Annotated in this window: 23 protein-coding genes and 1 pseudogene; 7 read left to right on the top strand and 17 right to left on the bottom strand. The window is 62.8% G+C overall.

What is annotated here, in order from left to right; all coding sequences use genetic code 11:
• Positions 1-23: 23 nt before the first annotated feature.
• Positions 24-359: an EthD family reductase gene (locus CH249_RS26560; protein ID WP_094645553.1), complete on the top strand. Its 336-nt coding sequence runs from the start codon at positions 24-26 to the stop codon at positions 357-359.
• A complete protein-coding gene (locus CH249_RS26555) occupies positions 356-1,372 on the top strand; it encodes an MBL fold metallo-hydrolase (protein WP_094683138.1) in 1,017 nt (338 codons plus the stop codon). The genes CH249_RS26560 and CH249_RS26555 overlap by 4 nt, the downstream gene beginning before the upstream one ends.
• A gap of 31 nt (positions 1,373-1,403) precedes the next feature.
• Here the strand turns inward: CH249_RS26555 and CH249_RS26550 are convergent, their stop codons facing one another.
• The 7 genes and pseudogenes from CH249_RS26550 to CH249_RS26520 form a co-directional block, all read right to left on the bottom strand.
• Positions 1,404-2,168: an SDR family NAD(P)-dependent oxidoreductase gene (locus CH249_RS26550; protein ID WP_094631480.1), complete on the bottom strand. Its 765-nt coding sequence runs from the start codon at positions 2,166-2,168 to the stop codon at positions 1,404-1,406.
• A complete protein-coding gene (locus CH249_RS26545; RefSeq protein ID WP_094683137.1) occupies positions 2,165-3,889 on the bottom strand; it encodes an iron ABC transporter permease in 1,725 nt (574 codons plus the stop codon). Before CH249_RS26545 ends, CH249_RS26550 begins: the two co-directional genes overlap by 4 nt.
• Positions 3,889-5,049 (bottom strand): ABC transporter ATP-binding protein, encoded by a 1,161-nt coding sequence (locus CH249_RS26540; protein ID WP_094683136.1) that lies wholly within the window; start codon positions 5,047-5,049, stop codon positions 3,889-3,891. Before CH249_RS26540 ends, CH249_RS26545 begins: the two co-directional genes overlap by 1 nt.
• A 140-nt stretch (positions 5,050-5,189) precedes the next feature.
• A complete protein-coding gene (locus CH249_RS26535) occupies positions 5,190-6,230 on the bottom strand; it encodes an ABC transporter substrate-binding protein (RefSeq protein WP_373453520.1) in 1,041 nt (346 codons plus the stop codon).
• A gap of 952 nt (positions 6,231-7,182) precedes the next feature.
• Complete coding sequence (locus tag CH249_RS26530; RefSeq protein ID WP_037176252.1) at positions 7,183-7,479, bottom strand: CoA transferase; 297 nt, start codon at positions 7,477-7,479, stop codon at positions 7,183-7,185.
• Positions 7,476-7,697 (bottom strand): annotated as a pseudogene (locus CH249_RS26525) (acetyl-CoA C-acyltransferase); the annotation flags it as partial. The gene CH249_RS26530 and the pseudogene CH249_RS26525, both read right to left, overlap by 4 nt.
• Positions 7,698-7,888: 191 nt before the next feature.
• Positions 7,889-8,290: a heme-binding protein gene (locus CH249_RS26520; RefSeq protein WP_037176253.1), complete on the bottom strand. Its 402-nt coding sequence runs from the start codon at positions 8,288-8,290 to the stop codon at positions 7,889-7,891.
• 647 nt (positions 8,291-8,937) lie between these two features.
• On the opposite strand from CH249_RS26520, the gene CH249_RS26515 reads away from it, so the two are divergent.
• On the top strand, positions 8,938-9,234 hold the full coding sequence (locus tag CH249_RS26515) for a putative quinol monooxygenase (protein WP_094683153.1): 297 nt from the start codon (positions 8,938-8,940) through the stop codon (positions 9,232-9,234).
• A gap of 239 nt (positions 9,235-9,473) precedes the next feature.
• Here CH249_RS26515 and CH249_RS26510 read toward each other — a convergent pair whose 3' ends face one another.
• From CH249_RS26510 to CH249_RS26500, 3 genes are all read right to left on the bottom strand, one after another.
• On the bottom strand, positions 9,474-10,565 hold the full coding sequence (locus tag CH249_RS26510) for a hypothetical protein (protein WP_094683135.1): 1,092 nt from the start codon (positions 10,563-10,565) through the stop codon (positions 9,474-9,476).
• Between the two features lie 722 nt (positions 10,566-11,287).
• Positions 11,288-12,145: an alpha/beta fold hydrolase gene (locus CH249_RS26505; protein ID WP_094615788.1), complete on the bottom strand. Its 858-nt coding sequence runs from the start codon at positions 12,143-12,145 to the stop codon at positions 11,288-11,290.
• Entirely contained in the window at positions 12,142-13,161 is a 1,020-nt protein-coding gene (locus CH249_RS26500) for an NADP-dependent oxidoreductase (RefSeq protein ID WP_094683134.1), read from the bottom strand. The genes CH249_RS26505 and CH249_RS26500 overlap by 4 nt, the downstream gene beginning before the upstream one ends.
• Positions 13,162-13,314: 153 nt before the next feature.
• Between CH249_RS26500 and CH249_RS26495 the strand changes: the two genes are divergently transcribed.
• The 3 genes from CH249_RS26495 (at position 13,315) to CH249_RS26485 (ending at position 15,549) form a co-directional block, all read left to right on the top strand.
• Entirely contained in the window at positions 13,315-13,917 is a 603-nt protein-coding gene (locus CH249_RS26495; RefSeq protein ID WP_094683133.1) for a TetR/AcrR family transcriptional regulator, read from the top strand.
• Positions 13,918-14,039: 122 nt separating this feature from the next.
• The gene (locus tag CH249_RS26490; protein WP_373453519.1) at positions 14,040-14,336 is read left to right on the top strand and encodes a putative quinol monooxygenase; all 297 of its coding nucleotides are present in this window, start codon (positions 14,040-14,042) and stop codon (positions 14,334-14,336) included.
• Between the two features lie 964 nt (positions 14,337-15,300).
• Positions 15,301-15,549 carry a hypothetical protein gene (locus tag CH249_RS26485; RefSeq protein WP_143544597.1) on the top strand — a complete coding sequence of 83 codons (249 nt, stop codon included), beginning with the start codon at positions 15,301-15,303 and terminating at the stop codon, positions 15,547-15,549.
• Between the two features lie 57 nt (positions 15,550-15,606).
• On the opposite strand, the gene CH249_RS26480 is transcribed toward CH249_RS26485, so the two are convergent.
• Both CH249_RS26480 and CH249_RS26475 read right to left on the bottom strand, forming a co-directional pair.
• Entirely contained in the window at positions 15,607-17,202 is a 1,596-nt protein-coding gene (locus CH249_RS26480) for an alpha/beta hydrolase (protein ID WP_094683130.1), read from the bottom strand.
• Between the two features lie 22 nt (positions 17,203-17,224).
• Positions 17,225-17,866, bottom strand: coding sequence for a hypothetical protein (locus tag CH249_RS26475; protein WP_045196239.1), 642 nt, complete (start codon positions 17,864-17,866; stop codon positions 17,225-17,227).
• Positions 17,867-18,469: 603 nt separating this feature from the next.
• On the opposite strand from CH249_RS26475, the gene CH249_RS26470 reads away from it, so the two are divergent.
• The gene (locus CH249_RS26470) at positions 18,470-19,111 is read left to right on the top strand and encodes a TetR/AcrR family transcriptional regulator (protein WP_218828397.1); all 642 of its coding nucleotides are present in this window, start codon (positions 18,470-18,472) and stop codon (positions 19,109-19,111) included.
• A gap of 43 nt (positions 19,112-19,154) precedes the next feature.
• On the opposite strand, the gene CH249_RS26465 is transcribed toward CH249_RS26470, so the two are convergent.
• The 5 genes from CH249_RS26465 to CH249_RS26445 all read right to left on the bottom strand — a co-directional run.
• Positions 19,155-21,041, bottom strand: a complete 1,887-nt coding sequence (locus CH249_RS26465) for a S9 family peptidase (protein ID WP_094683129.1) — start codon at positions 21,039-21,041, stop codon at positions 19,155-19,157.
• Between the two features lie 22 nt (positions 21,042-21,063).
• Complete coding sequence (locus CH249_RS26460; RefSeq protein WP_218828396.1) at positions 21,064-22,632, bottom strand: alpha/beta fold hydrolase; 1,569 nt, start codon at positions 22,630-22,632, stop codon at positions 21,064-21,066.
• Between the two features lie 39 nt (positions 22,633-22,671).
• Positions 22,672-23,394: a MerR family transcriptional regulator gene (locus tag CH249_RS26455; RefSeq protein ID WP_094683128.1), complete on the bottom strand. Its 723-nt coding sequence runs from the start codon at positions 23,392-23,394 to the stop codon at positions 22,672-22,674.
• 86 nt (positions 23,395-23,480) lie between these two features.
• Positions 23,481-24,167, bottom strand: a complete 687-nt coding sequence (locus CH249_RS26450) for a DUF3159 domain-containing protein (RefSeq protein WP_256988494.1) — start codon at positions 24,165-24,167, stop codon at positions 23,481-23,483.
• Between the two features lie 716 nt (positions 24,168-24,883).
• The coding region (locus CH249_RS26445; protein ID WP_218828395.1) for a lipase family protein at positions 24,884-25,550 on the bottom strand (667 nt) is incomplete at its 5' end.

The raw sequence follows: 25,550 nt of genomic DNA, 5'->3' as shown, positions 1-25,550 counted from the left end.
AACAGAATTCACTTAGGAGAAAAATGTACAACCTGGTCCTCGTAGCCGCCCGTCCTGCCGAATGGACTCATGATCAGTTCATCACGTGGTGGCGCGGCGAGCATGCCGACGTCACCTACCCCCTGCCCGGGTTGCTCCGCTGGCAGCACACCGAACTGCTCGAAGCGTTCGGTGGCAGGTCCGAAGGGTGGGACGGCCTGTCGGTGCTCAGCTTCGAGTCGCGCGACGCACTCGAGGCCGCGCTGGCCAGTGACGAGTGGAAGGCCGCCGTCGACCACGTCGGAACCATGGGCGGTCGACGCATGATGTGGTACGGCGACGAGAAGACGATGGTGCCCCTGGCAGGCGACGCAGGATGATGTCGTCGTGGGCCGAGCCGGGCTGCTTCCCGGTGGCCGACGGCGTTCATCGCGTTCCGTTGCAGATGCCTCAGGACGGCCTGCGAGCGATCAACGTCTACGCGCTGGAGACGCATACGGGTCTGGCTTTGATCGACGGCGGTTGGCACCGCGCGTCCACCCATGACGAGCTCGTGGATGCATTACGCCTCATCGGGCGTCGACCGTCCGAGATCCACGACGTGTACGTCACTCATGTGCATCGTGATCACTACACGTTCGCCGTGGAGCTGCGGCGTCGATACGGCACCCGGGTGCATCTCGGTGCCGCAGAGGCACCGGGCATCGACGCCATCGGTCGATTGCGCAGCAACGTTCCGGTCAGCTCGATTCGTGAACTCGAGCGCGCGGGCGCGTTCGAGATCGCTCGCATCGCGCGCGAGAGCGGAAAGGCCGAACCCTTCGACGCAGCGGACTGGGAGCTACCGGACACCTGGCTGCAGCCCGGACCGCTCGATATTCCCGGTCATGCGGTTCATGCTGCGCACACACCTGGGCATACCAAGGGGCACATGGTGTTTCACGATTCCGACCGGAACGTGTGTTATACGGGCGACCACGTTCTGCCCACCATCACGCCGTCGATCGGGTTCGAGCTCGGTGAGTGGGACCTGCCGTTGGACAAGTATCTGACGTCTCTGACCGCGATGCTCGACGGGCCGGACCGGACGATGTTGCCGTCACACGGCCATCCGGGTGCGGGTGTGCACGAGCGCTGCCGGCAGCTGCTCGAACACCACGATCGCCGTCTCACCGCTACCGAGAGCGTTGTCGAATCTGCCGGCCGCGCAACCGGATCGGACGTGGCAGCCGGCCTGACGTGGACTCGGCACGAACGATCGTTCGCCACCATGGACAGCTTCAATCAGATGGTGGCGACCTGTGAGACGCTTGCGCACCTCGATGTTCTGGTCCAGCGCGGCCGACTGTCGGCGCGGACCTCCAACGGGGTGGACTTCTTCACCGTCTGCTGAAGCATCCGCCCCGACAGCCCTACCCGAGCGGTCAGTCGCAGGTCCATCCGCCGTCGACGTACAGCTCGGTCCCGGTGACGAACGTGGAGTCGTCGCCGGCCAGAAACGCAACCGCAGCAGCCACTTCGGCCCCGGTTCCCAGTCGACCCATCGGAGTGTGCGCGATCATGGCCCTGTGCCGTTCGGATCCCTCGTAGCGTTCGAGCAGCTGCGTGGTACCGATGAAGCCGGGGTGGATGGAGTTGACGCGGACCCCTTTGGTGGCCCAGTGCAGGGCCGCATTCTTGGTCATGGTGCGCACGGCACCCTTTGCTGCAGCGTAAGCGAAGCTGTTGCCGAGACCGCCGACGCTGCCGAGGATGGAACAGATGTTGACGACCGATCCTCCGCCCGATCGCTCGACGTACGCCCCTGCGTGCTTCATTCCGAGCCACGTACCGGTCTGACTGACTTCGACCACGCGGTTGTAGCGGTCGAGATCTTCGTCGACCACCGTTCCGAGACTGCCGATCGCACCGTTGTTGACCACCGCGTCCAGTCGGCCGAATCGCGCGTCGATGGTCTCGACGGCGTTGTGCCACTGGCCCTCTCGGGTGATATCCAGACCGATCGGTAGATGCCGGTCACTGTCGGTCTGTTCGGCGACGAGTGCTGCGCATGCGGCACCGTCGACGTCGGTCACCACCAGCGAGGCACCCTCCGAAGCCAGCCGCTCGACGATCGCGGTACCGATTCCTCCGGTAGCCCCGGTGACCAGAACGACCTTGTCCTGGAGCCGGGACGGCATGCCCGTCACAGCTTGCTCAACACGTTACGGCCGCCGACGAGCATCGCCGTGGCGACACCGATGGTGGTCACGGCAGTCATCAGCAGTGCCATCGCCGCAACGAGTGGGTAGGAGCCGTTCTGCCACATGTCGAACAGCAACGTGCCCATCACCTGGGTGGTCGACGCGCGCACCAGAAGTGACGCGGCGAACTCGTGGGTCAACAGAATGAACATGAGCGCGACGGCGCTGAGGATCGTGGGACGCATCAGCGGCAACATGATTCGGAGATTGGTGACGATCGGCGATGCACCACTGGTGGCCGACGCTTCGGTGTACGTGTTGCCGAGCGACAGCATGGCCGTCATCTGCATCCTCGTGGAGAACGGCAACATCAGCACGATGTACACGAGGATGATCACCGTCTTGGTTCCGTAGAGGATCAGCGGCGGCTCGGTGTACGTGAGCAGGAATCCGACGCCGAAGATCACGGCCGGGATGCCCAGTGGCAGTGCCGTCATGAGGTCTGCGATCAGCGCGAGAATTCTGAACCGGCGTCCCCGCACGAGAAGGTTTGCCATGAGGTATCCCAGCGGGATGCAGATGGCCACTGCGCCGAGCGAGGTGAGCACACTGGTGAGGACCGACTCGACCACGGCCGTCGTGTCCATCAGTGCTCGAAAGTTGTCCAGCGTCAACAGACTCAGCGACAACGATCCCGACCAGTACGGCGTCAACGAGACGATGATCAGACCCACCAGCGGGATGACCAAGGCGAAGAGTGCGAACACGACGATCGTGACCGTGGCCCACGTGGCCTTACCCGTGGAGGGGGCGAATGCCTTGCCGCCGTGCGTGACGAAGCGAGTTTGGTTGCCCAGCAGCGCCTTCTGCGCCAGCACCAGCACCAGTCCGAAGATCACCAGCGGAGACCCGGCGGCCGCTGCCGCGGCGAAGTCCGACGGGGACTCCGACACCCGGCGATACATCTCGGTGGTCAGCACCTTGACGCCGGTGTTCGCGCCCAGCAGCAGGGGGCCGGTGAACTGGCCGAGACCGAGGAGCAGCGCGATGCCGCCGCCGTAGATGAGAGACGGTCGAAGCAGCGGGAGAACGATCTTGAAAAAGATTCCCACCGTGGACGATCCGCTGACCTGAGCCGCTTCGAGATGCTCGGAGCTGATGTTCTGCATGCCGGAACTGACGAACAGGTACACGAACGACGTCAGACCGAAGCCGGTGAGGACGATGATCCACGGGACGGTATAGACGTCGATCGGTCCACTGTCCGACCCGCTCCACCACGGCAACAGGCGAAGGAGCACGTTCAGGTAGCCGGGACCGGGGGAGAGCAGGAACGCCCAACCGACAACGCTGGCCACCGCCGGCATCACGATCGGCAGGATCGGAATGACGCGGAGCCAACCGAGCTTGGCGGGAAGCCTGCTCGCTGCGAAGGCGAGCAGCGTTCCCAACACCATGGCGATGACCAACGAACCGAGTGCCAATGCCACCGTGGTTCGGAGCGTGACACCGATGTCGAAGCGGCCGTACTGACTTCGGTATCCGGCAGCGCCGTCCTCGAAGGCGAGCATCTGCAGTTTCACCATGGGAAGCACGACCAGATAGGCCAGAACGGCAAGGACGGCGGCGTAGCCGATTCGTGCGCGCCAGCTCGACGGGATGGTCAATGATCTTCTGCCGGCCGGCTCGGTGGACTTGGGACGCTCGACATCGACGAGAGTTGCCATCACGAGTTCTTTCCAGCGGATCCGACGAGCTCGGAGCTGGTGGCCGACGAGGCGTCGGGAAGCGCGTACACCCTCAGACACGACGGCGCGAAGCTGACGACGACGGGTCTTCCCGGGCTGCTACGCCTCAGTGCTGCACTGTGGTCGGCGGCCACGGCACGGAGTGTCAATTGCTCGTTACCGGTTCTGACTGCGACGTCGAAGTACCGACCTCCGTACTCGTACGTCACGAGCTCCGCGTGCAGGGCTACGTTTCCGGGTGGCACCTGGTCTGCGGTGTCGTGCAACAGCACGTCGTCGGGTCGGAACCTGGCGACGGCGCGGGTGCCCTCGTCGGCGCGCTCACGCACTGTGGCGGTCCGAAGGTCGATGACGTCGGAGCCGCTGGTGACCCATCCGTCGTGGCCGCGGCGGAGTTCGAGTCGATTACCCATCCCGATGAACGCCGCGACGTACTCCGATGCCGGGTTCTCGAACACGTGCTCGGGCTCGTCGTACTGTTCGATCTTTCCGGCCTTCATGATCGCGAGGCGGTCGCCGAGAGCGAAGGCCTCGGACTGGTCGTGCGTGACGAACACGGCGGTGAAACCGAGCTGTTGGTGCAGCTGGTGGATCTGAGATCGAACCTGATCTCGCAAACGCGCATCGAGGTTGCTCAGCGGCTCGTCGAACAACACCAGATCCGGTTGGGCCACCAACCCTCTCGCCACCGCGACACGTTGCTGCTGGCCGCCGCTGAGCTGTGATGGGTACCGGTCGAGCAGAGCGCCGCAGTCGACCATGTTCGCGGCCGTCTCGACCGCTCCGTCGGCAATAGCCTTCTTGAGCTTGCGAACGGTCAGCGGGTACCGAATGTTCTCGGCGACCGTCATGTGGGGCCACAGTGCGTAGGACTGGAACACCATGCCGATGTTTCGCTTGTGCGCAGGCACGAGCACTTTCGAGGCCGCGTCGAACACTGTCCGACCCGCGAACGAGATCGAACCGCCCTGCGGTGTCTCCAGACCGGCGAGGCACCGCAAGGTCGTGGTCTTGCCGCAGCCGCTTGGTCCGAGCAGGACCAAGAATTCACCCTGCTCGATCTCGAGGTCGAGACTGTCGACGACGACGTTGGCACCGTAGGTCTTCGTCAGTCCGGAGACCGCGAATCGAGAGGTCATTGCATACTCACTTTCGGAGCATCGGTGTGCGTGCACCGGCGGTCGCTGTGCGTCGACCGTGGTGTTCGGCTCTGTCACATATCATTTCGTAGTCCGCTCGCAGATGCGGCGGTCCGGTTTTCACCGAGGATTGCCGTGGGTCAGCCCTGGAACAGGGTTTGCCATTCCTGAGAATATTGCTCGACCTTCTCGGGAGTCAGTTCGGCGATATCCGGAGATGCGATGTCCTGAGCTCGCGCGACCGCACCCTCGACGTCGGGCAGTACGGCTGCATAACCGCCGTTCAAGGCCTGCTGTCCCTCGGCCGTCACCATGAAGTTCGCGAGCACCTGCGCTGCGTTGGGATGCTGTGAGGCGCTCAGAACTTCCGAGTACCAGGGTGTTCCCCACGGCTTGTCGGGCAGAGCCCAATCGACCGGTGCGCCTGCGGCAACCTCGGTGACGAGCGGCTGCACCATGGGACTGACCGTTACTTCACCGGAGGTGAGGGCTTGCGCGACTGCGAGTGCGCTGGGGTAGACCCGCGGCGAGAGTTCGGCGATCTTGTTCCAGTAGTCCTCACCGAAGTTCTTGGCGTAGTACTTGTACAGATCCACGTACGACGCGAATCCGGTGGGGTTCACGATGCCGATCTTGCCCTGGAATTTCGGATCGATCAGATCTTGGGGCGTGCTGACGCCGTCCGGCACCGCTGCGGTGTTCCACCCGAGGCCGAATACCGCTGCGCTGGTGAGGAAGAACCGATCGTTGATCACACTGGCTGCCGGATCGAAGGCGGGTGCGTCCAGATCGGGCCCGACGAGTTCGGTGGAGAACTTGCCGGACTCTGCCGCGTTCTCGATCCAGGAGGCATCGGTGGTCATATGGACGTCGGCGATACCGGTTCCCGTTCGATTCTCCGTCTCGACCCTGGGGTTGATCTCGGAGTCGGTGCCACGGACGTATTCCATGTCGATTCCCGGGTACTTCGCCTCGAAAGCCGCTGTCAGTGCGTCGAGATTGGCGGGCTTCTGGCTCGAGTAGAGCATCACACTGCCCTCTTCCTTCGCAGCTGCGACCACAGCATCCCAGTCGCCCTCGACCGGAGCGGACGCGGAGGAAGACGACCCCCCACATGCGGTGAGGCCCACCAGCGCCGCCGCTGCTGCCACGGCAACCATCGTCGTCCTGAACTTGTTCATGCCTGCGTTCCTTTCGGGCACGTCGATAACTTTCCGCGGACTCGGTGAGCCGCCGGTGACGTGAAGTCGGTCGACATCCGCTCGCAGACTCGGCGTACGAATTCGAGCCAACGGCCTCATTCGCCAAACTGAACTGATGTCAGTTTGAAAGATAGCCGCCCTGCTCTGTGATGTCAATCACCAGGTCGGGTGAGCGGAGCTCGATGCCCCTCTTCGTTTGCGCGGTCCGCGCGTGACGGCCATTCGGGCGGGTGTTTCGACAAGGATGAGCGCCCGTGAGCGGAGAACTAGCTTGCGATCGGAAGGGAAAGGGAGGACGTCGGTTGGGCGTGCGAATTCTGACTCGAACGCCCGGGGTGGTGACTGGCAGGGCCGGCGCTCGATGACCGGCTTTCGCCCGATACCGGACAAGTCCTACTATTCTGCAGACGCGCACTGCGGAGTTCGTTGACTCGGATGGTGGCCTCTTCGGACGCGCACAGAGGATTCAGGTTTTCTCCAGATCGGGCACCGGGTCCACGTAGATACGGGAAGAAACATCCGCGTCCGAGTGGGTCCTATCGACTGTTCCCGTTGACACGAGAGTGACACAAGTCGGTACGGATCGGCATGGATCAGCAAGTACCCTCGTGTACGAAAAATGTTGTGCTGCAGGAAAATTTGGATTCATCGGAGTCCATTAGAATCCATCCCTCCGGACTTAAAATCCGCACAGTGTCGGTTCGAGTCCGACTGGGGGCACCACAGTCCATATGGATCCAGATTTCTGGACCAGGACAGCGCTTTTCGGGTGGTAGCGTGGTCTTCGGCGGTCTACCACGTATTTGATTGGACAACCGAGACAGCGGATTTGAGATCCGCGGTAATCGACATTCCCGTAGGCCAATAATTTCGTTTCCGCAGTTCAGGGGCTTAGAGCTCTGTGGCGTTCGTTCTCGGTGTCACAACGTTGTCACAATTGCCGCGTGAGCATCCAGATGGTTGTGAGTCGACGTGCGTGGACTTGCCAGCCCTTCAATTCGTTCACATTCGGATCGCTACATGCCGACGATGCCCTCGAACGCCGCGACTCGGCGATTCTGATGACCTCGGCACCGACGTCGGCGACCAACCTGCTCGCGAACGGGGCGGCGATGAAGCTTTCGAGCCCGATGACGCGGACACCGTGCAGCGGGGCCTTGTTCGTCGATATCCGTGACGGTGGATCGCTCGGTGTCGAGGGTGGTGTGAGCTGGTCTGCCCCGGTCAATCACGAGCGGCGTTGCCGCTGCGCAGAATCAACGCGTTCCCCTGGCCGCCGCCGCAAAGAGCCGCTGCGCCCACACCTCCACCACGCCGCTTCATCAAATGCGCAAGCGAGAGCGCGAGCCGGGCACCGGACATTCCGACCGGGTGGCCCAAGGCAATAGCTCCGCCGTGGATGTTGACCTTCGTGGTGTCTAGGCGGAGGATGATGATGGAGGCAAGGGCACCCCTGTGCAATGGGAGAAGTGCTCACCCGTCCGCCAACTGAACCCACAACCGAGACGTCCAGTCGCGCACTGTTGCGAAGGGCTCTACACCGAACTTCGACGCGTCCGCGCCGACGCGCGAACGTTCGTGAACTGTGCTGTGGGTCTAGTCGTACCGTCATACGCACCGGGCGCGTAGTGGTGGGTCTAGATCGCGACGAGACCTGCTTCGGCGACAGCCTGGTCCTGCTCGCCGGATCCGCCGCTGACTCCGAGGCCTCCGATGACGACGCCGTCGTGTTCGAGCGGGACGCCGCCAGCGAAGATGGCGACTTTGCCTCCGTTGGTGGTGTAGATGCCGAAGAACTGTTGCGTCGGCTGCGAATTGTCTCCGAGCTCCTTGGTCTGGATGTCGAATGCCCTCGATGTCCAGGCTTTACTGATCGAAATATCGATGCTTCCAATCCAGGCACCGTCTTGGCGGACGTGGCAGATGAGGTTGCCGCCGGCATCGACGACCGCGATGTTCATGGGCTGGCCGATCTCGTCGGCCTTCTTCTCAGCTGCGGCGATGATCGTGCGGGCGGCTGCGAGGGTGAGGGCAGACATTTCGATCTCCTTCTCTTGGTTTGAGTTTGACGTCTCGCGGCTCGTGCGTCGCGTTGGGTGTGCCGATCTGCGTCCGGCCGATCGGTCACTCCTTCGGGGGCCGACCGAAATTTCTGGATAATGTTGCACAGCAACAGGTATCGAAGGAATTCGGCCTGCAGCACGAGTGGATCGTCGACCCCTGAGCCAACGACACCGGTGCGACATTCGGGCGAGTGTGCCTACCCCTCGTCTGCGCACCGGTCTCATGCGAATACCACGTTGCGCTCATGCCAATACCGCAGCGTTGCGCACTCGCTTTCGTCGATACCGGCCTGACACCGCATGCCCGGTCGGTTCCGGCCCGGCGAACACAGGCGCGTGCATGTGATCGATCGAATGAATCGTACGGCTGCGCCTGACGCGACAGCGTACAAATGTTGAGAACCCAAATCGTTGGCACAACACCATTTTTCGCGTCACAGTCTGGCGACAGCGGATACGCATTCCAGGTGTGTCCATTACCTACACCATGAAGTGTGCGCTCCCGGCTCCGAAATTACCAGGGCAAAACGAGATTGCATGTCCGTACTCGCCGGGCGGCCATTCCTTTGCCGGTGATCGGTTAGATGCTCGATCACGTCCACCCCTTCAACGGGAGATCCGACATGGTTACCAAAGCGTCGCTGGTACAACTCGAAGCCAAGCCCGGCAAGGAAGACGCAGTCGAGGATTTTCTCCGATCAGCGCTGCCCCTCGTCGAACGGGAGCCTGGCACGAGGCCGTGGTTGGCGGTACGGTTCGGTCCTTCGACGTTCGGCATCATCGACGCGTTCCCCGATCAGGGCACCCGTGAGACGCACCTCGGTGGGCCAGTCGGCACGGCGCTCGGCGAACGCACCGACGAACTTCTCGCTGTGCCAGCAGAAATCAGCTACCTCGACGTCTTGGCCGAGAAGCTCTGAGGCAGTGACCGACAACAACGCACGCGCACATTCGACAATTGCCGAGTTCGTGTATTCGCATAGCCGGACACTCGAGTACCGTGAATCTGGCGGACGTGGCGCGCAACGGTTCATCCGTCCACCGGGGCTCTACCGGTGTCGCGCTCGCGAGCGCTGGTGGGTCGGGCGGACCGTGAATCGTGTGTGTGGATCGTCGTGGTCGTCAGCTGTAGTCGCCGATTGGACTGTCCTTACGCCTTTCAAGAGCGATTCTGTGTCTGCTCGATTCGCTGTCGTTGCCGGATCCCGTAGGCGGCGTCTGTGACGGCGGTGTCGTCCTCCAGTCCTGAACCGAGTGCACCGCCGATGGTGGCGATCGATGCCAGCAGCCAGGCGAGCGTGAGGTAGTCGGAGAAGCTGACCATATGTCCGAGCGTGCTGGACAGCAGCTGAGGGGGTAACGCGATCGATGCGGTGAGCAGAAGCAACCCGAACAAGGCCACGTGCAGAACGAGGACACCGATGACCAGGGTGACGACGGTGGCGGTGTTGTACAGCACGGACCGCTCGCGCTCGTCCTGGGACGTGGGCCGCTCCCACAACTGGTGATCGAGGACCAGCCACAGAACCATGGCCGTGATCGACAGCAACGTTGCTGCGCTCATGCGCCACGGGCCCATCGTGTCGGCGAACAGCCAGATCGTGTTCGTCGCCAAGGCGAACGCACCGGTGGCGAATGCGCCGACGAGAACTTTCGACAGCCCGGTGACCAGTCGCCACGGCCGGTTCGCACGCACCATCCCCGACAGCAACCGCAGCCGTCGCAGACCCCGGGGAGCAAAATATCGCGTACCGCTGTCGATCTGCTGGGAGGGAAATCGCCGCTGCGCACCGGCCGGCGCGAGTGTCGGTTCACCGAGGACGAACGCGATCGCGAGTTCGGCGACGGCACGCACCCGGTCCTCGATGCGAATCCCGCCGACGGCGGCGATGGAGACGAGCGCGAACAGATGTGCGGCGCTGACGTCGGCGACCACCGGCACGGTGTCGTCGCGCCGCGGTAGATCAGTGAGGTAGACGACGACATCGTCGTTCTCCGAAGACGGTTCGACTGCGTCGATGGCGTCTGCGAAGTCGGCCTGCTCATCGGAGAGGTACGGCTCGCTGCGCACGGACACAGTCCATCTGCGCTCGTTGCGGTCTCGGTGTCGCAGGCGTTCCGGCAGCTTTTTCGCGAGCTTGTGAGCGAGAGCAGTGGGTTTGCCGGGGTCGGCGATCAGCAGGACCGAGACCGCCTCGGCAATTTCAGGTGGTCCTGCTCGTGGCCCTTGATCATGTTCGTTACCCGACATCGTGTGAGCGTACGCGCGTCTACCGGCTGAGGGTGCGGAATTGCAGCAGGCGGCACGCAGAGCCCGCGGGACACTGTCGTGTCCATGAATTCGATTGTTACTTAGAGGGATTGGAGACGGTATCGGCGCATCCGGTATCGACTGGATATCTACGCGCAGCGCGGCTTACAGGTCATCTTGATGCCACACCACCGCCACAGACCCGTCCGCGTCAGGTACGAGATGCGGGCGGCGTCGAGAATCGACAGGTACCGCCCATTCGTCGTGTGCATCAGCATGTCGAGGCACCCGGCAGAACCCGAAATGTCGCGTCGATCGAATCCAAGACGAGCGCCGGCTCGCGGGAGCGCGACACCGGGATCATCGCCCGCACCCATCGCAGCGCCATCAGCACCTCGATCTCCCGTCGTCTTCGCTTACCCAGACTTTCGATGTCGTGTTCATCGTGGAGGACATGGACCGACGGCGACAGGGTCAACAAGGCGCGTGAGAGGTGCGACCGGTCTGCACGGCGCGCAAGTGCACAGGCGAGTCAGGGCATGCCGCGTTGGGCTCTGCGAGCGAGTCGAACGCAGACACCTTCCACTTCACTGTGTGCAACGCAGACCGCAACCTCGAACCAAGCCTTCTCGCACATTCGGTACTGGATTCAGGCAGGACTTTCTTTGCTTTGCGTAGGGACGGGATGGTGACGCGGCAAGACTTCGGTGCGTGAGAAACGGTCAGCGATTGAGGAATTCGACCACACGGGGTGCGAACTGCTCGTGGAACTGAAAGATGCCGCCGTGTCCGGAGTCGGGGTAGATGACGAGTTCGCTGCCGGCGATGCGTCGGTGCATGTCTTCGGACAGGACGCTGGGCACCATACGGTCGTTGTCTCCGTTGGCAATCAACGTCGGTTGGGTGATCTTGGACAGATCGGACGGTGCCGACCGACCGTATTTCTTGATCGCGGACAGTTGCGTGCGAAACGCCGAGATGCTGACGTCCTTGTCGCGGTTGTGGGTGCGCTCTTTCAAGCGTTCGACGAAAGCCTTGCCCGCGCGCTTGCCGGTTGCGTTGCGGTTGAAGAACAAGAACTCTTTCGGGTCCGATCGGGTGAGTGTTGCGCGCAGGATGTCCCAGTAGGTGACGCCGGCGACCTTGTCGATGTGCTGTCCACCACGGGGTCCGGTTCCGGTGAGGACGAGTTTGCGGACGAGTTCGGGGTGCTTGACGGTGAGGTCCTGGGCGATCATTCCGCCGAGTGAGAAGGAGAAGATGTCGACGGTGTCGAATCCGAGTGCACGTATGAAGGTGTAGGCGTCGTCGGCGGCCTCCTCGATGGTGCTGGGGACCCTGCCGGAGGATGCACCGACGCCGGTGTTGTCGAAGGCTATGACGTGTCGATCCTGAGCGATGGGATCGACGATGCGCGGATCCCAGTTGTCGAGGTTCGCGGCGAGATGGACGAAGAACACGACGGGGATGCCGCCCGTCGGTCCGAGTTCTCGGTACGAGTAGGTGGTGCCGCCGGCGGTGACCGAACGGACAGGAGCGTTCGCGTAGGACCTGATGATCGAGGTGTTGTCGTTGCTCATTGGTCGTTGGCTTTCTGGTTGTGGGGGAGGGTGACGACGGTTTTGCCGCGGACGCCGCCCCGGCCGAGTGACTGCAGGGCCTCCTGCGTCTCCTCGAAGGGGTAGGTGGCTCCGACGACGGGGCGAATGGTTCCGTCGTCGACCAGTGCCGCGATACGGCGGAGCTGGTCACCATCGGAGTGCATGAACATGAACTCGTAGTCCACGCCCAGCTTTCGGGCCTGTCTGCGGATCTTCCGGCTCAGGGCTGCGATGGCAAGTCGGAGAACGGGATTGAGCCGAGCCTCGCGTGCGAAGGTCGGATCCGGAGGGCCGGTGATGCCGATGGCCTTGCCGCCGGGCTTCAATACGCGTAGAGACTTCTCGAGGTTTTCACCACCGAGACTGTCGATGACGAGGTCGAAGTCGGTGAGGAGGGTCTCGAAATCCTGGGTTCGGTAGTCGATCACGAGATCTGCACCGAGGTCCTGGAGGAAATCGGTATTCGCAGCGCTGGCGGTGGTGGCGACGGTTGCCCCCAGGTATTTCGCCAATTGGATCGCAATGGTGCCGACACCGCCGGCGCCTGCGTGGACGAGCACTTTGTGGCCGCTTCGCACGTTGCCCTTCCCGACGAGAGCCTGCCAGGCGGTGAGAGCAACGAGCGGGAGCGATGCGGCTTCGACTGTGGTCACCGTCGTGGGGCGCAGCGCCACCTCGGTCTCCGCTACCGCGACGCGTTCGGCGAGGGTTCCGACGTGGTCGGTGCCGACCCGAGAATAGATCTCGTCGCCCGCGGCGACGCTGCGCACTTTCGCTCCGACCTTCAGGACGGTGCCGGCGACGTCGTATCCGAGTGTGCGCGGAAGCGAATACGGCAGGATCTGTTTGAACTCGCCCAGACGGATCTTCTCGTCGAGTTGGTTCAGTCCGACGGCCTCGACGCGGACGAGGACTTCCTTCTCGCCGATGGTCGGCTCTGCGACGTCGCGCAATTCGAGGGGTTGCTTGTACTTGGTGAGAACGAACGCTTTCATGATCGACTTCCTGGTCCGATTCCGCCGTTCGCGCCGGTCACGAATACGACTGAGTTGGAGAGTGTTGGCATGCTGTGTGCGTGAGTGAGTGCGCAACAATACTGACTATACTCATAACTGAGTGTAATCATAAATATTCCCGAAAGGTCGACGATGTCCAGTCCCCACCGCGAGCCCGTGAGCCGACGAGAGCGAAACAAGCAGGACAAGCTCGCCCGCATCACGGCGGCGGCGAGCGAACTGTTTCTCGAGCGCGGGGTCGACGAGGTGACCACGCAGCAGATCGCCGAGAAGGCGGACATCGGAACCGGGACGTTGTTCCTGTATGCGAAGACGAAGGGCGAACTACTGCTGCTCGTGCAGAACTCGACCTACGGTGAAGCTCTCGAGCGAGGCCGGGCGGCGGTGCCAGCCATCGAGGACACGCTCGATGCTGTGATGGCTATCGTGCGGCCCGTCGTCGAGTGCAATCGGAAGCAGGTCGACAACGGGCGAACATATTTGCGCGAGATCGTGTTCGGTGATCCGGAGGAGCCGCATCACGCTGTCGCTCTGGGGCTGATCGCGGAGACGGAGGGCGAGATAGCCTCGATCCTGACGCGCGACGGCACCGTCGACCCACAACGGGCGGCTCTGACAGCCCACGTCGTGTCCGCCATCATGTTCGTCGCCATGGCCGCGACGATCAACGTCGACAAGTCGGTCGAGGACGTGGTAGCCGAGATCGAGGCCCAGGTCGCTGTGCTCCTGACCTGAGCAACCCCGTCCGCGGAAATTTCGTCTGTATCGATGGATATTCAACATGTATTTTCCGAGACCAGTCGCACAGCCCTGCGGACACGGCTATGCAGGCCGCGATCCGGCGGTGACTTATCGGCGTGGATATTGTCCGTATCCACATGATCATCGTTGCCGGATACCTCACCGTGAACCCGACCGACCGCCAGCACTTTCTCGACGACTGCGCCGAGGTGGTCCGCCTCGCTCGCGCCGCCCCCGGGTGCATCGACTTCGCACTCGGGGCGGACCTCGTCGAACCAGCTCGAATCAAACTGTACGAACGCTGGACGACCGAGCAGCAGATGCACGAATTTCGCGGATCCGGTCCGGACCCCGAGCAGACCGCCGCGATCATCGCCGCCGACGTTCGCGAGTTCACGGTGCTCGACGCATAGCTCGCTCCAGCCGGCTTCGAGTCACTCGGCTACCGGACGATCCATGCTTCCGATGTCGAAGAGAATGTAACTGGGCCAACGCAACCAAACAACGAAAACTGCTGCAGCACAGAATATGCAGACGTCTACGTGACATTATCCGTCGTATCGGCAGTCTCCTCTAGTCGGTCGTGCGTACTCGCCTCCAGGATGTGATGACGGTGCGCAAACTGTCGTTTCCGCGATGTCGTGGGCACCATCTGGTCGGTGTTGAAGATTAGTTAATCGTTCGGCTTCGCCGGCATCATCGCCGCCAGCAAATTCCCAACCTCCTTTTTTGACATCGCTGTGTATCACCGCGACGGCCTCGTGGTCCGGCTCCGCAACTTCAGGACGGATCGCGCAGGTAGCCGGGTAGTGAAATCCCGGCCGCACAGTGGCAGTGACGAAACCTGCCCATTCGACACCGAAATGCGCAAACGCGGTGGAGCCTGCAGTTGCACGGTCCTAGTGACTCGAAGGCGATGTGGGTTCGTGACGACTGAGACTCGTTGTCACGGGCCCGCACGCAGCCTGGATCGTCAGGACGCTCTCCGTCCACCCGATACCGTGGCTGTCCGGCAACGATCGGGACTGTCCGGTGTCGGAGGATCGGCGGCAGTTCGGTGTCACGAGAGTGTCACAAGTCGGTACGTTCGTGCATGGACGGGTTCGGACGGTGATGTACGAAAAGCGTTGCGAATAAACAGATACCGAGTCCAGGGACGTTCAGGTGAATCCACTTCTAGCGACTTGAAATCCGCACGGTGTCGGTTCGAGTCCGACTGGGGGCACCAGAGTCCATATGGATCCAGATTTCTGGATCGGGACAGTGCTTTCGGGTGGTTGCGTGGACTTCGGTGGCTTCCCACAGATCTGAGTGGACAACCGAGACAGCGGATTTCAGATCCGCGTACTCACTTTCCATCGTAAAAACTTCGTATTCGTGAAGCTCAGGCCCAGTTTCCTGGCGGACCGTTTTCTTCGCGTGTGGCTCGGTGTCACGAGGCTGTCACAACTGGACCTGGCTGAACTGTTCAACCTGCTCGACACCCCCGGCCTCTCATCTTCACTCATCGAAGAATTTGCCACTGTTTCCGCCACGGTAAGCACGAACCCAGCGAGGATGATCCATGACGCGCAGCCGAGGCATGCGGCAGTCCACGCCGATGCGATTGCTGCAGTTCGCGATTGATTGCCGGTACGGCTGAGCCATCGAGCGGGTCGGGGCCCGCTCGATGGCTCAGGAGGGTCAGATGGTGCAGCGCGTACCTTCATCCGGTAGTTCGAGATCTATCAGGTAGTCGGCGATCGCTCCATCGACGCAGGCGTTGGCGGAGATGATCGTCCCGTGCTGGTTGGCCTCGACCGTGAGCAACCGCGCCCCGAGGGTGTCGGCCAGGCTGATGCCTCCTTCGTGAGGTGTCACGGGGTCTCCGGTGGCAGAAACCACGAGCACCTCGGGAAGCCCGTCGATGTCGGTGGCGTAAGGGTATCCAAGTGTGGGCTCGGCCGGCCAGAACTCGCATCCGTCCTGCGCAGGGGGAGTGGATCCGGGGTCGAGGAATGGCACTGCCTCGTTGAGATCGTGGCCGAGCTGGGTCATCTCTTCTTCGGTGAACCGTTCCTCGTCGAGGCAGTTGATGGCGAAGAGCGCTTCGAACGAATTGGTGTACACCCCATTGTCGGACCGGCCGTAGTACCCGTCGCGAATAGCGAGGAGGGCGTCGGGTCGCCCGGCTTCGAGCTCCGTCAGCCCCGCGACGATGGCGGGCCAGCTGGCTTCGGAGTAGAGGCCGGAGACAAGTCCTTCGCTGGCGGCGAGGAAGCCGACCTCTCGTCCGTCGGCGGCCACCAGCGGTTTTTTGTCGAGAGGCTGGAGGAGCTCCTGGGCTGCAGCGGTCGCCTGCGCCGGGTCGGTTCCGAGCGGGCACGCGGCCTGAGTCACGCAGAAGTCGGCGAAACGCTGGAACGAGGCCTGCAGTCCTTCACTGAGCTGGATCCTGCGATCCGCGGTGTCCATGAGCGGATCCACCGCGCCGTCGAGAATGAGAGCACGGACATTGTCGGGGAACATCTCGGCGTACACCGAGCCGAGTCGAGTGCCATAGCTGACTCCCGCATAAGTCAGTTTGTCGTCGCCGAGCGCGGAGCGGAGCACATCCATGTCGCGAGCGACATCCCGGGTCCCGAGATGGGCGAGTACCTCTTCGCTTCCGGAGCCGTCGGCGCATTTGTCGACGATGGCGCGCGCGGATTCTTCGGTCCACTCGCCGAGAGCCGACAGAGGTGCGTCGGCGTCGCGCTCCTCATCGGAGTAGCAGTCGATTGCCGGTTGGCTGAGACCGACTCCGCGGGGATCGAAACCGACGATGTCGAAGCGCTCGGGTATCGGGCCTCCCGTCCACAGGGCATTGACGAGCGGGGCGAGCGTCGTCCCCGCCGCTCCGGGACCGCCCGGGTTCAGCAGGACGGAGCCGATCGGGTTGTCGCCGGTGGCGGAAATGCGCGAGACGGCGATCTCGATGGTCGTGCCGTCGAGGTTCTCGTAATCCATCGGCACCGTGAGCATCGCGCATTCCGTCTTCTTTGCCGCCTCGACCACTTCGGGAACGGGCGGCTGGGAGTCCACGATGCTGGCGTCGCACGCCCCGAACTCGAGCTCCTGCTCCATGAACCGGTCAAGGCCCACCTCGCTCTCGCTGTCAACGTTGTTGGGTGCCACACCGGAGCATCCGGCGAGCAGGAGCACTGAGGCAGCAGCGGCAGCCGCCGCCATCACCGGCTTCGGCCATCGCCGTCGTTCGTCGTCCTTCGGTCGGATATCTGTGGGAGTCCTGTGGGTCATGGTGGTGTTCCTTCGGTTGGGATCAGCTCGCGAGTTCGTCGATCCAGCTCGATCGCATCCGTAGAGCTCGCTCAGTGCTGCCGATGACAGCGGCGAATCCGATGAGCAGGTTGACGTGGAGCGGCAGTCGGATGGGTGAGGTGAACACTCCGATCGAGTCGGCGATGGGGGGAATAAGAGAGAGGGATGCGATGATCTGCGGCACCTCCACGCAGAGGCCGCCGATGACGAACACGATCGAGATGAGACCGATGACGCGGCTCGGACCGGGGTGCCGGTGGTGCAGTCGAGCGCGGCGCCCCTCTGCGGATGCGGGATCGGGAGTCAGCTGCTGTTCGGTGCCGTCCTCACGCACGTAATGGCAGCGCTTGAGCCCGAATCCAGTGGCCGCGACCTCGATGCGTCCTCCGGGGACGGGGAAGCGGGTCGGCATTTTCGCGTACGACTGCAGTGCGCCGTCGACGTAGAGGCGAGCGCGCACCTCACCGTCCTTTGCGTCACCCATGTGCCGCACATCGACTGCGTAGACCGACGTCGTGCTGTCTGGTGCGGTGAGCGTGATCGACCGGAGCGATCTGCCGAACATCTGCCACCAGCGGTACCGGCGGAGCGGTTCACCCGATCCGGCGCGAATGCGGCGGTAGCGCCACTGGTTGATTCCCATCTGCTCGATCCTCGATCTTTCTAGTACAGCGTGATAGTCGATGATGACGCTAGCACACTGTGATGGAACATGGTCGCGGAAATGCAGACGCGAATGCTGAGGAGGAGCAACCAGGCGCGTGCCCAGATCCGCTGGGCCGCAGCGATGCTGGGCGAGACACCCACGGTGTGCTCGAGCATGGCTCTACAGAGCGCAACGTAAGTCGCCGTGGTCGGCAATCGCGTAACCGAGCGGTACTTCGAGCGTCGTGCATTCAACCCTGGCGTCGGCAGTGCCTGTGGCAGCAGGGTCGCACGAAGAGAAGTCGAGCATTTGCTGTTCGTAACGTGTCGGTGCAGGCGAAGGCTGCGGCTCGACCGGGGACGGTGCGCTGCACGAGGTGAGTGCCCGGAAACCGGCCATCGTCACTGCGGCGGTTTCGAGCATTGCCGTCCGGCGGCCCCGATCCTTCTGGCTCCGGTGAGATCGACTGTGAAGCATCGTAATTCCTCCCTCAGATGCTCGGCGGCGTAGGTGCGAGCGCTGTGTGGTTCTCTTCCAACGACGCCACTAGCACAGCGTGATAGGTGGCTTGAGGTATCACGCTGTATTAGGGTCGGGAAGGTGTCGGACAATGTGGAAACTCGAAACAGCGAACCCAGCACCAAGGACCGAATTCTGATCGCAGCCGCGACGATGGTGTCCGAGGATCCGGGTACCCGGATCAGCGTCCGAGCGGTCGCCGCGCGAGCAGGGGTCAGTACCGGATCACTGCGTCACTTCTTTCCCACGCAGCGAGCGTTGATGGACGAAGTCGCCGCGGGAATCACCGGACTGGTGGCGAGCAAAAATGTCATCGAAGACGCCACTGTGCCTGCCGAGGAGCGACTGTTGGCGTGTATGCAGCAGGTGTTGTCGGCCACCGGGACCGGTGAGCAAGCCCGAGATACGTGGCGACGGACATTCGGCACCTACCTCAGCGCGGAGCCCAACGCCGATGCCATCGACACGTATCTCGCTTTCAGCGCGGCCGGACTCCGGCACATAGAACACTGGCTGGACGTCCTCCACAAAGAAGGTGCCCTGCCGCCGGGTGATAACACCCAGCGCGCCGCCTATCTCAACGTGATACTGGACGGGCTCTCCGTAGCACGAGCCCTCCCGACCGACGCTGCTCGACTTCGCTCGGAAAAAGACGTTCTGCACCACGCCATTTCGATGCTTTTTCACACCGCTGCACCCATACCGAAGGGCGACTCGGACTGACTTCGACGACGAGCTTCCGATCCACATCCACTGTGCTTCCGCATCATTGCTGACTGCGGCCGCCGAGGTGTTGGGCGAGAAAACTTTCCACCGCGCGGTAGTAGCGAATACTGTTCTCCGGGTTGACGAATCCGTGGCCCTCGTCGTCGAACACGAGGTAGTCGACGTCGACGCCACGTGACCTCAGGCGCTCGACGACGTTGTCCGATTCTGCCTTGACGACCCGAGGATCGTTGGCGCCCTGTGCAATCAGGAGTGGCGCGCGTATCGCGTCTAGCTTGGAGATGGGGGATCGTGCGAGCATGTCGGCCAGCTGATCGGGGTCGGCGGGGTCGCCGACGAAGCGGTGCCAGCTGTTGATGATTCCCGGGCCGATGAAGGCCGGTTGGGTGCGCATGAAGTTCGACAGGTCCGAGATGCCGACGCAGTCGATCGCCGCGGCAAACGTGTCGGGGGTGAACGATGCGCCCACCAGCGCCGCATAGCCGCCGTAGGAACCACCCATGATGGCCACTCGCTCGCGATCGGCGTATCCCGCCTCGACCGCCCAGTTCACTGCATCGATCAGATCGTCGTGCATCGCGCCCGCGAATTGGCCGACCCCGGCGTTCGTGTGCGCTGTGCCGTATCCGACGGACCCGCGAAAGTTGACCTGCAACACTGCATATCCGCGGTTCGCCAGCATTTGCGCGATGGGATCGAAGGTCCACGAATCCCGATACCAGGGGCCGCCGTGCACCAACAGAACCATTGGCAGACTCTCGGGTTCCACGCCTACCGGAAGCGTCAGATACGACGGCAGAGTCAGCCCGTCACGCGCCTGGACGTTCACCGGTGCCATCGGGGCCATGTCTCCGGGATCCAGGTGTGGGTAGGGGCGGAAGAGTCGGCGACTCGATCCGGTGTTGTGATCGTAGTAGTAGGTGACGGACGGATCGCGGTCGTGGACGAAGCTGACAATCCACTTCTGTCCGCTCTCGTCGGAGGACAGTGCTCCGATGTCACCGTCGAACAGTTGCTCCAGATTCTTCAGGATGTCTGCGAAACCCGGTTCCAATGCATGGATCACCTGGCGTTCTCCCAGGTACCGAACACCGATGAGCTCTCCGGTTGCACTGTCGCAGATCAGCGGTGGCGAGGTCTGCTCGACGGCTCGTCGCGCACCGTCGAGTTCGAGTGTCGGGTGACTGTCGACGACGGTCTCCTCGCCGGTCTCCAGGTCGAGTCGAATCAGATGGGCCAAGTCGCGCCCGCGCTTGGACCCCAGCCACATGCCGGTACCGTCCGCAGTGATCTGCATCGGGCTGATGCCCATCGGGTAATCGGTGCCATCGAACGAGGCCACCGTGGCTTCTGTACCGGACTCGTCCAACCGGGTGATGTCGAAGGTGCCGTCGGCGGTCATCGCGAAGACGAACACCTTGCCGTCGGCACCGAGCATCGGATACCGGCCGACGCCCGGGCTCTGCCGGATCGTCGTCAGTTCACCTGTGGCGATCTTGATTTCGTACAGATCGAACTCGGCGATGCTTCTCGCATTGATCAGGACGGTATACACCCCGGCCCGACCCCGCACCGGTTCGATGGCCACTGCGCGGGAACCGGGAAACGGCGTCAGATCTACTGCCGCGGCATCGGAATCCTCCAGGTCGACGCGGAACACGTGACTGTTCTCGTCACCACCGGTGTCCTGCAGATACAGCAGCCAGCGGGGGTCGTCCGTCCACCGGAAGTCGTGCACACTGCGAGTCTCGTCGGCTGTGACGCAGCGTGGTTCGCTTCCGGGCAAGAGGTCCTCGATCCACACGTTCAGACGGTTCTTCCACGGCGCGAGAAACGCCATCCTGGTGCCGTCCGGTGACAGCGTGGCACCGGAGCGAACGGGTGGGCCGAAGAAGTCCTCGACCGCGATCAGTGGGGGTGCAGTCATGATTCGTCCTTTCGTTCGGCTGCTACAGAGCGCAGCGAGCCTCTGCTGGTGGGGATTGGAGATCGACGAGGTAGTTCTCGACGATGTCGTTGACGCAGGTGCTCGTTGCGCCGAACGCCACGGTGTGTTGGTCGCCGTCGACGGGCAGTAGCGAGCCGCCCAGGGTGTTCGCCAAGTTGACGCCTCCCTCGTACGGTGTGGACGGGTCTCCGGTGATCGAGATGGTCAGTGTGTCGGGTAGTCCGTCGATGTCGGTGGCGTAGGGGATGTCGAGAGTCGGTTCCGCAGGCCAGAATTGGCAGGGGTCTCGTGCGCCGTCCGGTCCGAGGCCTGCGTCGGTGAACGGTGCTATCTTCTGGATCTGGCGCTTGAGGTCCACTTCTTGTTCCGGAGTGTTGCGCTGTTCGTCCATGCAGTTGATCGCGTAGAGCGCCTCGGAGAAGTTCGGGACGGTGCCGTCGGCGTCGCGTCCGCCGAAGATATCGTTGATCTTGAGAAGCGTATCGGCCTGTCCTGCTTGGAGTTCGGCGATGCCCTTGGTGATGACCGGCCATGCCGAGGAGTCGTAGAGCCCCGCGATGACGGCCCCGTAGGCGGCGTCGAAGTCCATGATGCGGCCATCGCCGGTGACGATCGGATTGTCGATCAACGGTCTGACGATCTGTTGAAAGTTGTCGACGGCCTTGCTCGGGTCGGTGCCCAGCGGGCAGTCCGGTGCGCTTGCGCATGCGGCGGCCATGTCGTCGAAAGCTTTCTGGAAGTTGGCGTATTGGTAGATCCTGCGCTCTGCGGTGCCCTGGCCCGGATCGATTCCGCCGTCCAGAACCATCGCGCGCACGTTCTCCGGGAACATCTCGGCGTAGACCGCACCGAGGCGCGTTCCGTAGCTCTGGCCGAAGTAGCTCAGGGTGTCGTCGCCGAGCACGGCCCGGAGAATGTCCATGTCGCGGGCAGCATCTCGGGTGCCGATGTGTTCGAGGACGTCGTCGCCGCCGGATCGTTCGGAGCATTGGCTCACCAGCTGTCGTGCACTGTCCTCGGTGAGGGTTCTCGAGCCGGTGAGGACCGTGGTGTAGGCCTGTCCTGCCTCGTGTTCCTCGTCGGTGAAGCAGTCGATGGCCGGTGTGGACGCACCGACGCCGCGGGGATCGAATCCAATGAGGTCGAATCGTTCGGTGAGAGGACTCTGCGCCCAGGTGGACGTCGCACCTGATGCCGCCATGCTCATTCCCGGCCCACCTGGTCCACCGGAGTTGAGCAGGAGCGAGCCCACTTTCTCGCCGCGTGCGGGTGCCTTGAGCAGTGCGATCTGCGCCGTGCGCCCGTCCGGATCGTCGTAGTCGAGTGGCACGTCCACGCGGGCGCACTCGAATCCGGGGTCACTGGAAAACAGTTGCTCGTCGGTCGTGGTGGTGCCGTAGCCTTCGCACGGCTCGAATGTCACGCTCTGGTCGTAGAACTGCTGCAGATCGGCCGACAGCTCAGAGTCGGCGTGCGGTTCCGGCGGCGACTGGCTGCAGGCACCGAGCAGAAGCATCGACGCTGACGCTGCAGCGAAGAGCTTCGCTCTCCTGTTGTCGAATAGGGGCATGGTCGGTCGACTCCTGTCGAATTGTATTGTGCTGATGTGCTATTCGGGATCGGTAGCGTTGAGTGCCGCGACCTGTCGCAGTACGTCGCGTTGGGCGGGGTTGTACAGGTCTTCCACGGCGACTGCGAGTGCGTGAGTCACCCGTTGCCTGTCGCCGCCGGTTTCTGTGTCGGCGAACAGGGCTGGGAAGCGAGTAGCCAGCCGGCGAACGTGCGGGGCCATTCGTTCGGCAAGATCCCGGGTGGTGGCGCTGTCGGCGTCGGCCGGCAGGTCGTCGAACTCTGGATCTGTGGGCAGCTGCGGAGTGGACCGCAGTAGGTCATGGTAGGCGTCGAGGGCCGTGGGGCTCAGTACGGTGCTGGCGAAGGTGATGAACTGCCGGTCCGCTGTCGTCAGATGTGCTGCAGCAGGACCGAGTTCGGGCGGCAGATCGGTCGGAAGGGAGTCGTGGAGAAGCATCGCGATCTCCAACCGTGCTCTCTGCAGGCGCTCGATCGTCGCGCCGAGTTCTGCATCCAGGGTGCGCAGTGCCTGTTCCGGATGGTCGCGTCCGTCACCCTGAGCGGCTATGTCGGCCAACGAAAATCCCAGTGCGGACAGGCGTTTGATCTGCAGCAGCCGTACGAGATGCGTGACGCTGTACTGTTTGTAGCCGTTCGAGGCACGCTCGGGCTCATCGATTAGTCCGACATCGTGGTAGTGCCGCACCGACTTGAGGGTGATGCCGGCGAGATCGGCGATCTGCCGAGTGCTCCAGCCCATGTCGCTCTCCTCCGGTTCGATCAGGTCGCAATCAGTGTCGACTGTGACCTAACGGCATAGTCAAGGGACAACTCGTCCTGCAGGAGCTACGCAAGGTTCGAGTGAACCAACTGCGCTGTGGAGCGACGGAAGGCCCAGACGGTCACGAGCACTGCTGCTGCAAGTAATGGGGTGCCCATTGCGATCCGAGCAAGCGCGAGCCACCCGGTGGCATCGGTGTCGTACAACCAGTCCTGAACGACGTAGCGGGCACCGAACAACACAGCGAATGTCGATGTCGCGATGTAATGGGCGCGGGCGACCGAGCGATTGGACCGCCACGTGTACTCGTTGCCGTGCAGCGCATTCCACAGCAGTCCGGTCAACGGTCGTCGTGCCAGTATCGAGGCCAGCATCAGTGCTGCGCCGGCCAGGCTCAGCCAGATGCCGATGAGGAAGTAGCCTCCTGCCGAACCTGTCCAGGCGGCGATACCGCCTGCGACGACGACACCCAGCAATCCGCCACTGGCCTGCGCGAACGGCTCGCCTCGTCGGACGCGAAGAACAGTGATCACCAACGCGATGGCGATCGCGACGCCAACGGCGATCGGAAGGGACACCAGAGCGTTGGCGGTGACGAAGGCCACGACCGGAATGGCTGTGTAGATCATTCCGCTGGTTCCGCCGAGGCCGTCGAGCAGAAGCTCTGTGGCATTGACCTTTTCAGTGGTCTTGCGACCGGGAACTGTCTGCGTCTCGTTTTTGTCGTCCGATGTCGATTCCGGCCTGTTCATGGTGCCCTCCTCGTCGATGCTTCGGTTCGCTCTGTGCATCCCTACTGTCGTCTCGACGACCGGGGCGCAACAGTGCACACAAACATTGGAAATGGTGACAACATCACCGTCGGGACATGACGGATGTCATGTCCTGGCAGTGTGACCATCAGGTCGGTGGCCCGAGAACAGCGTCGACTGTGCAAGAGAGCGTTGTGGCTTTGCCTGAACCGCCAGAGGAACTTCAGGCGGTCCGCGGCTCGGCCGGGTAGCGAAACCCGGCCGTACAGGGGCAGCTACGACACTTGCCCTTTCGACGCCGAAGTGCGCTGATGCGAAGTTGTCGCGGTGTAGCCCGCAGTTGCACGGTCAAACTGACTCGGGGGCGATTTGGGTTCGTGACGAATGAGTCTTGTTGTCACGAGTCAGCACAGAGTGTCGCTGCGGCATGGCGCATTCCGTCCACCCGAAGACGTAATCGTCCGCGGCTGGTCATGATTGTCCGGTGCCGGAGCATCGGCGGTACTTCGGTGTCACGATAGTGTCACAAGTCGGTACGTTCGTGCATGGACTCGTCCGGACGCCGATGCACGAAAACTGTTGCAAATAAACAAATATTGAGTCCTTTGAAATTCATGCGAATCCACTTAAAGGACCTGAATCCGCACAGTGTCGGTTCGAGTCCGACTGGGGGCACCGCATTTCCGTAGGTCACAGCGCTATGTTGCTTCGGCGAGCTAACCCGAACCGTTGGCCGCGAATTGTTCTGCGGTCCAACGTAACACGAATGGCAGCCCAGTCATGGCGCCGATGAAGTGGTCGCCTGCCACGGGCTCGTAGTGCACGTTGGCACCCTTGCTGCGCCACTGTTCGATCAGGGCAGTCACGCCGGCCTCGGGGATGAAGCGATCGCCGATCCACTTACTCGCGGAACCGTGGAAGAACGCGACCGGCACCGACGGCGCGTCGGCACCCGGACGGTTCGCGGCGATCACCCGCCGCGCGATGTCGGAGTCGAACGGGTCGGGTTCGGACGCCAAGTCCTCGATTCGCAGGCGTGCCAACCCGCCCAGGGCCAGGGGAAGGACGGACATGTCCTTCACCCAGGACGCCAACAGCAGCGCCTTCGGGCCGAACAACTCGACCATCTCGGGGTGCTCACGCGCGAGACCCATGCTCGCCGCGCCCAGTAGCCCGGCCGCGATGGTGCCGTTCATGGTGTCGAGCAGCATCGAGAAGTCGGTGGGCGTTCCGCCGGCGACGGCACCGGCCAACTTCACGTCCGGCGCGTACCTCGGGTGCAGTTGCGCGGTCCATGTGGTGGCGATCGCGCCGCCGCTGTAGCCGTAGGCGACCACTGGGCTGTCGGCGAGCTCCGGGGCGACGACTGTCATCCCGCGTAGC

This window comes from Rhodococcus sp. 05-2255-3B1, from assembly GCF_002258545.1.
Classification (GTDB): Bacteria; Actinomycetota; Actinomycetes; order Mycobacteriales; family Mycobacteriaceae; genus Rhodococcoides.
This window is presented reverse-complemented; position numbering and strand designations above follow the sequence as displayed.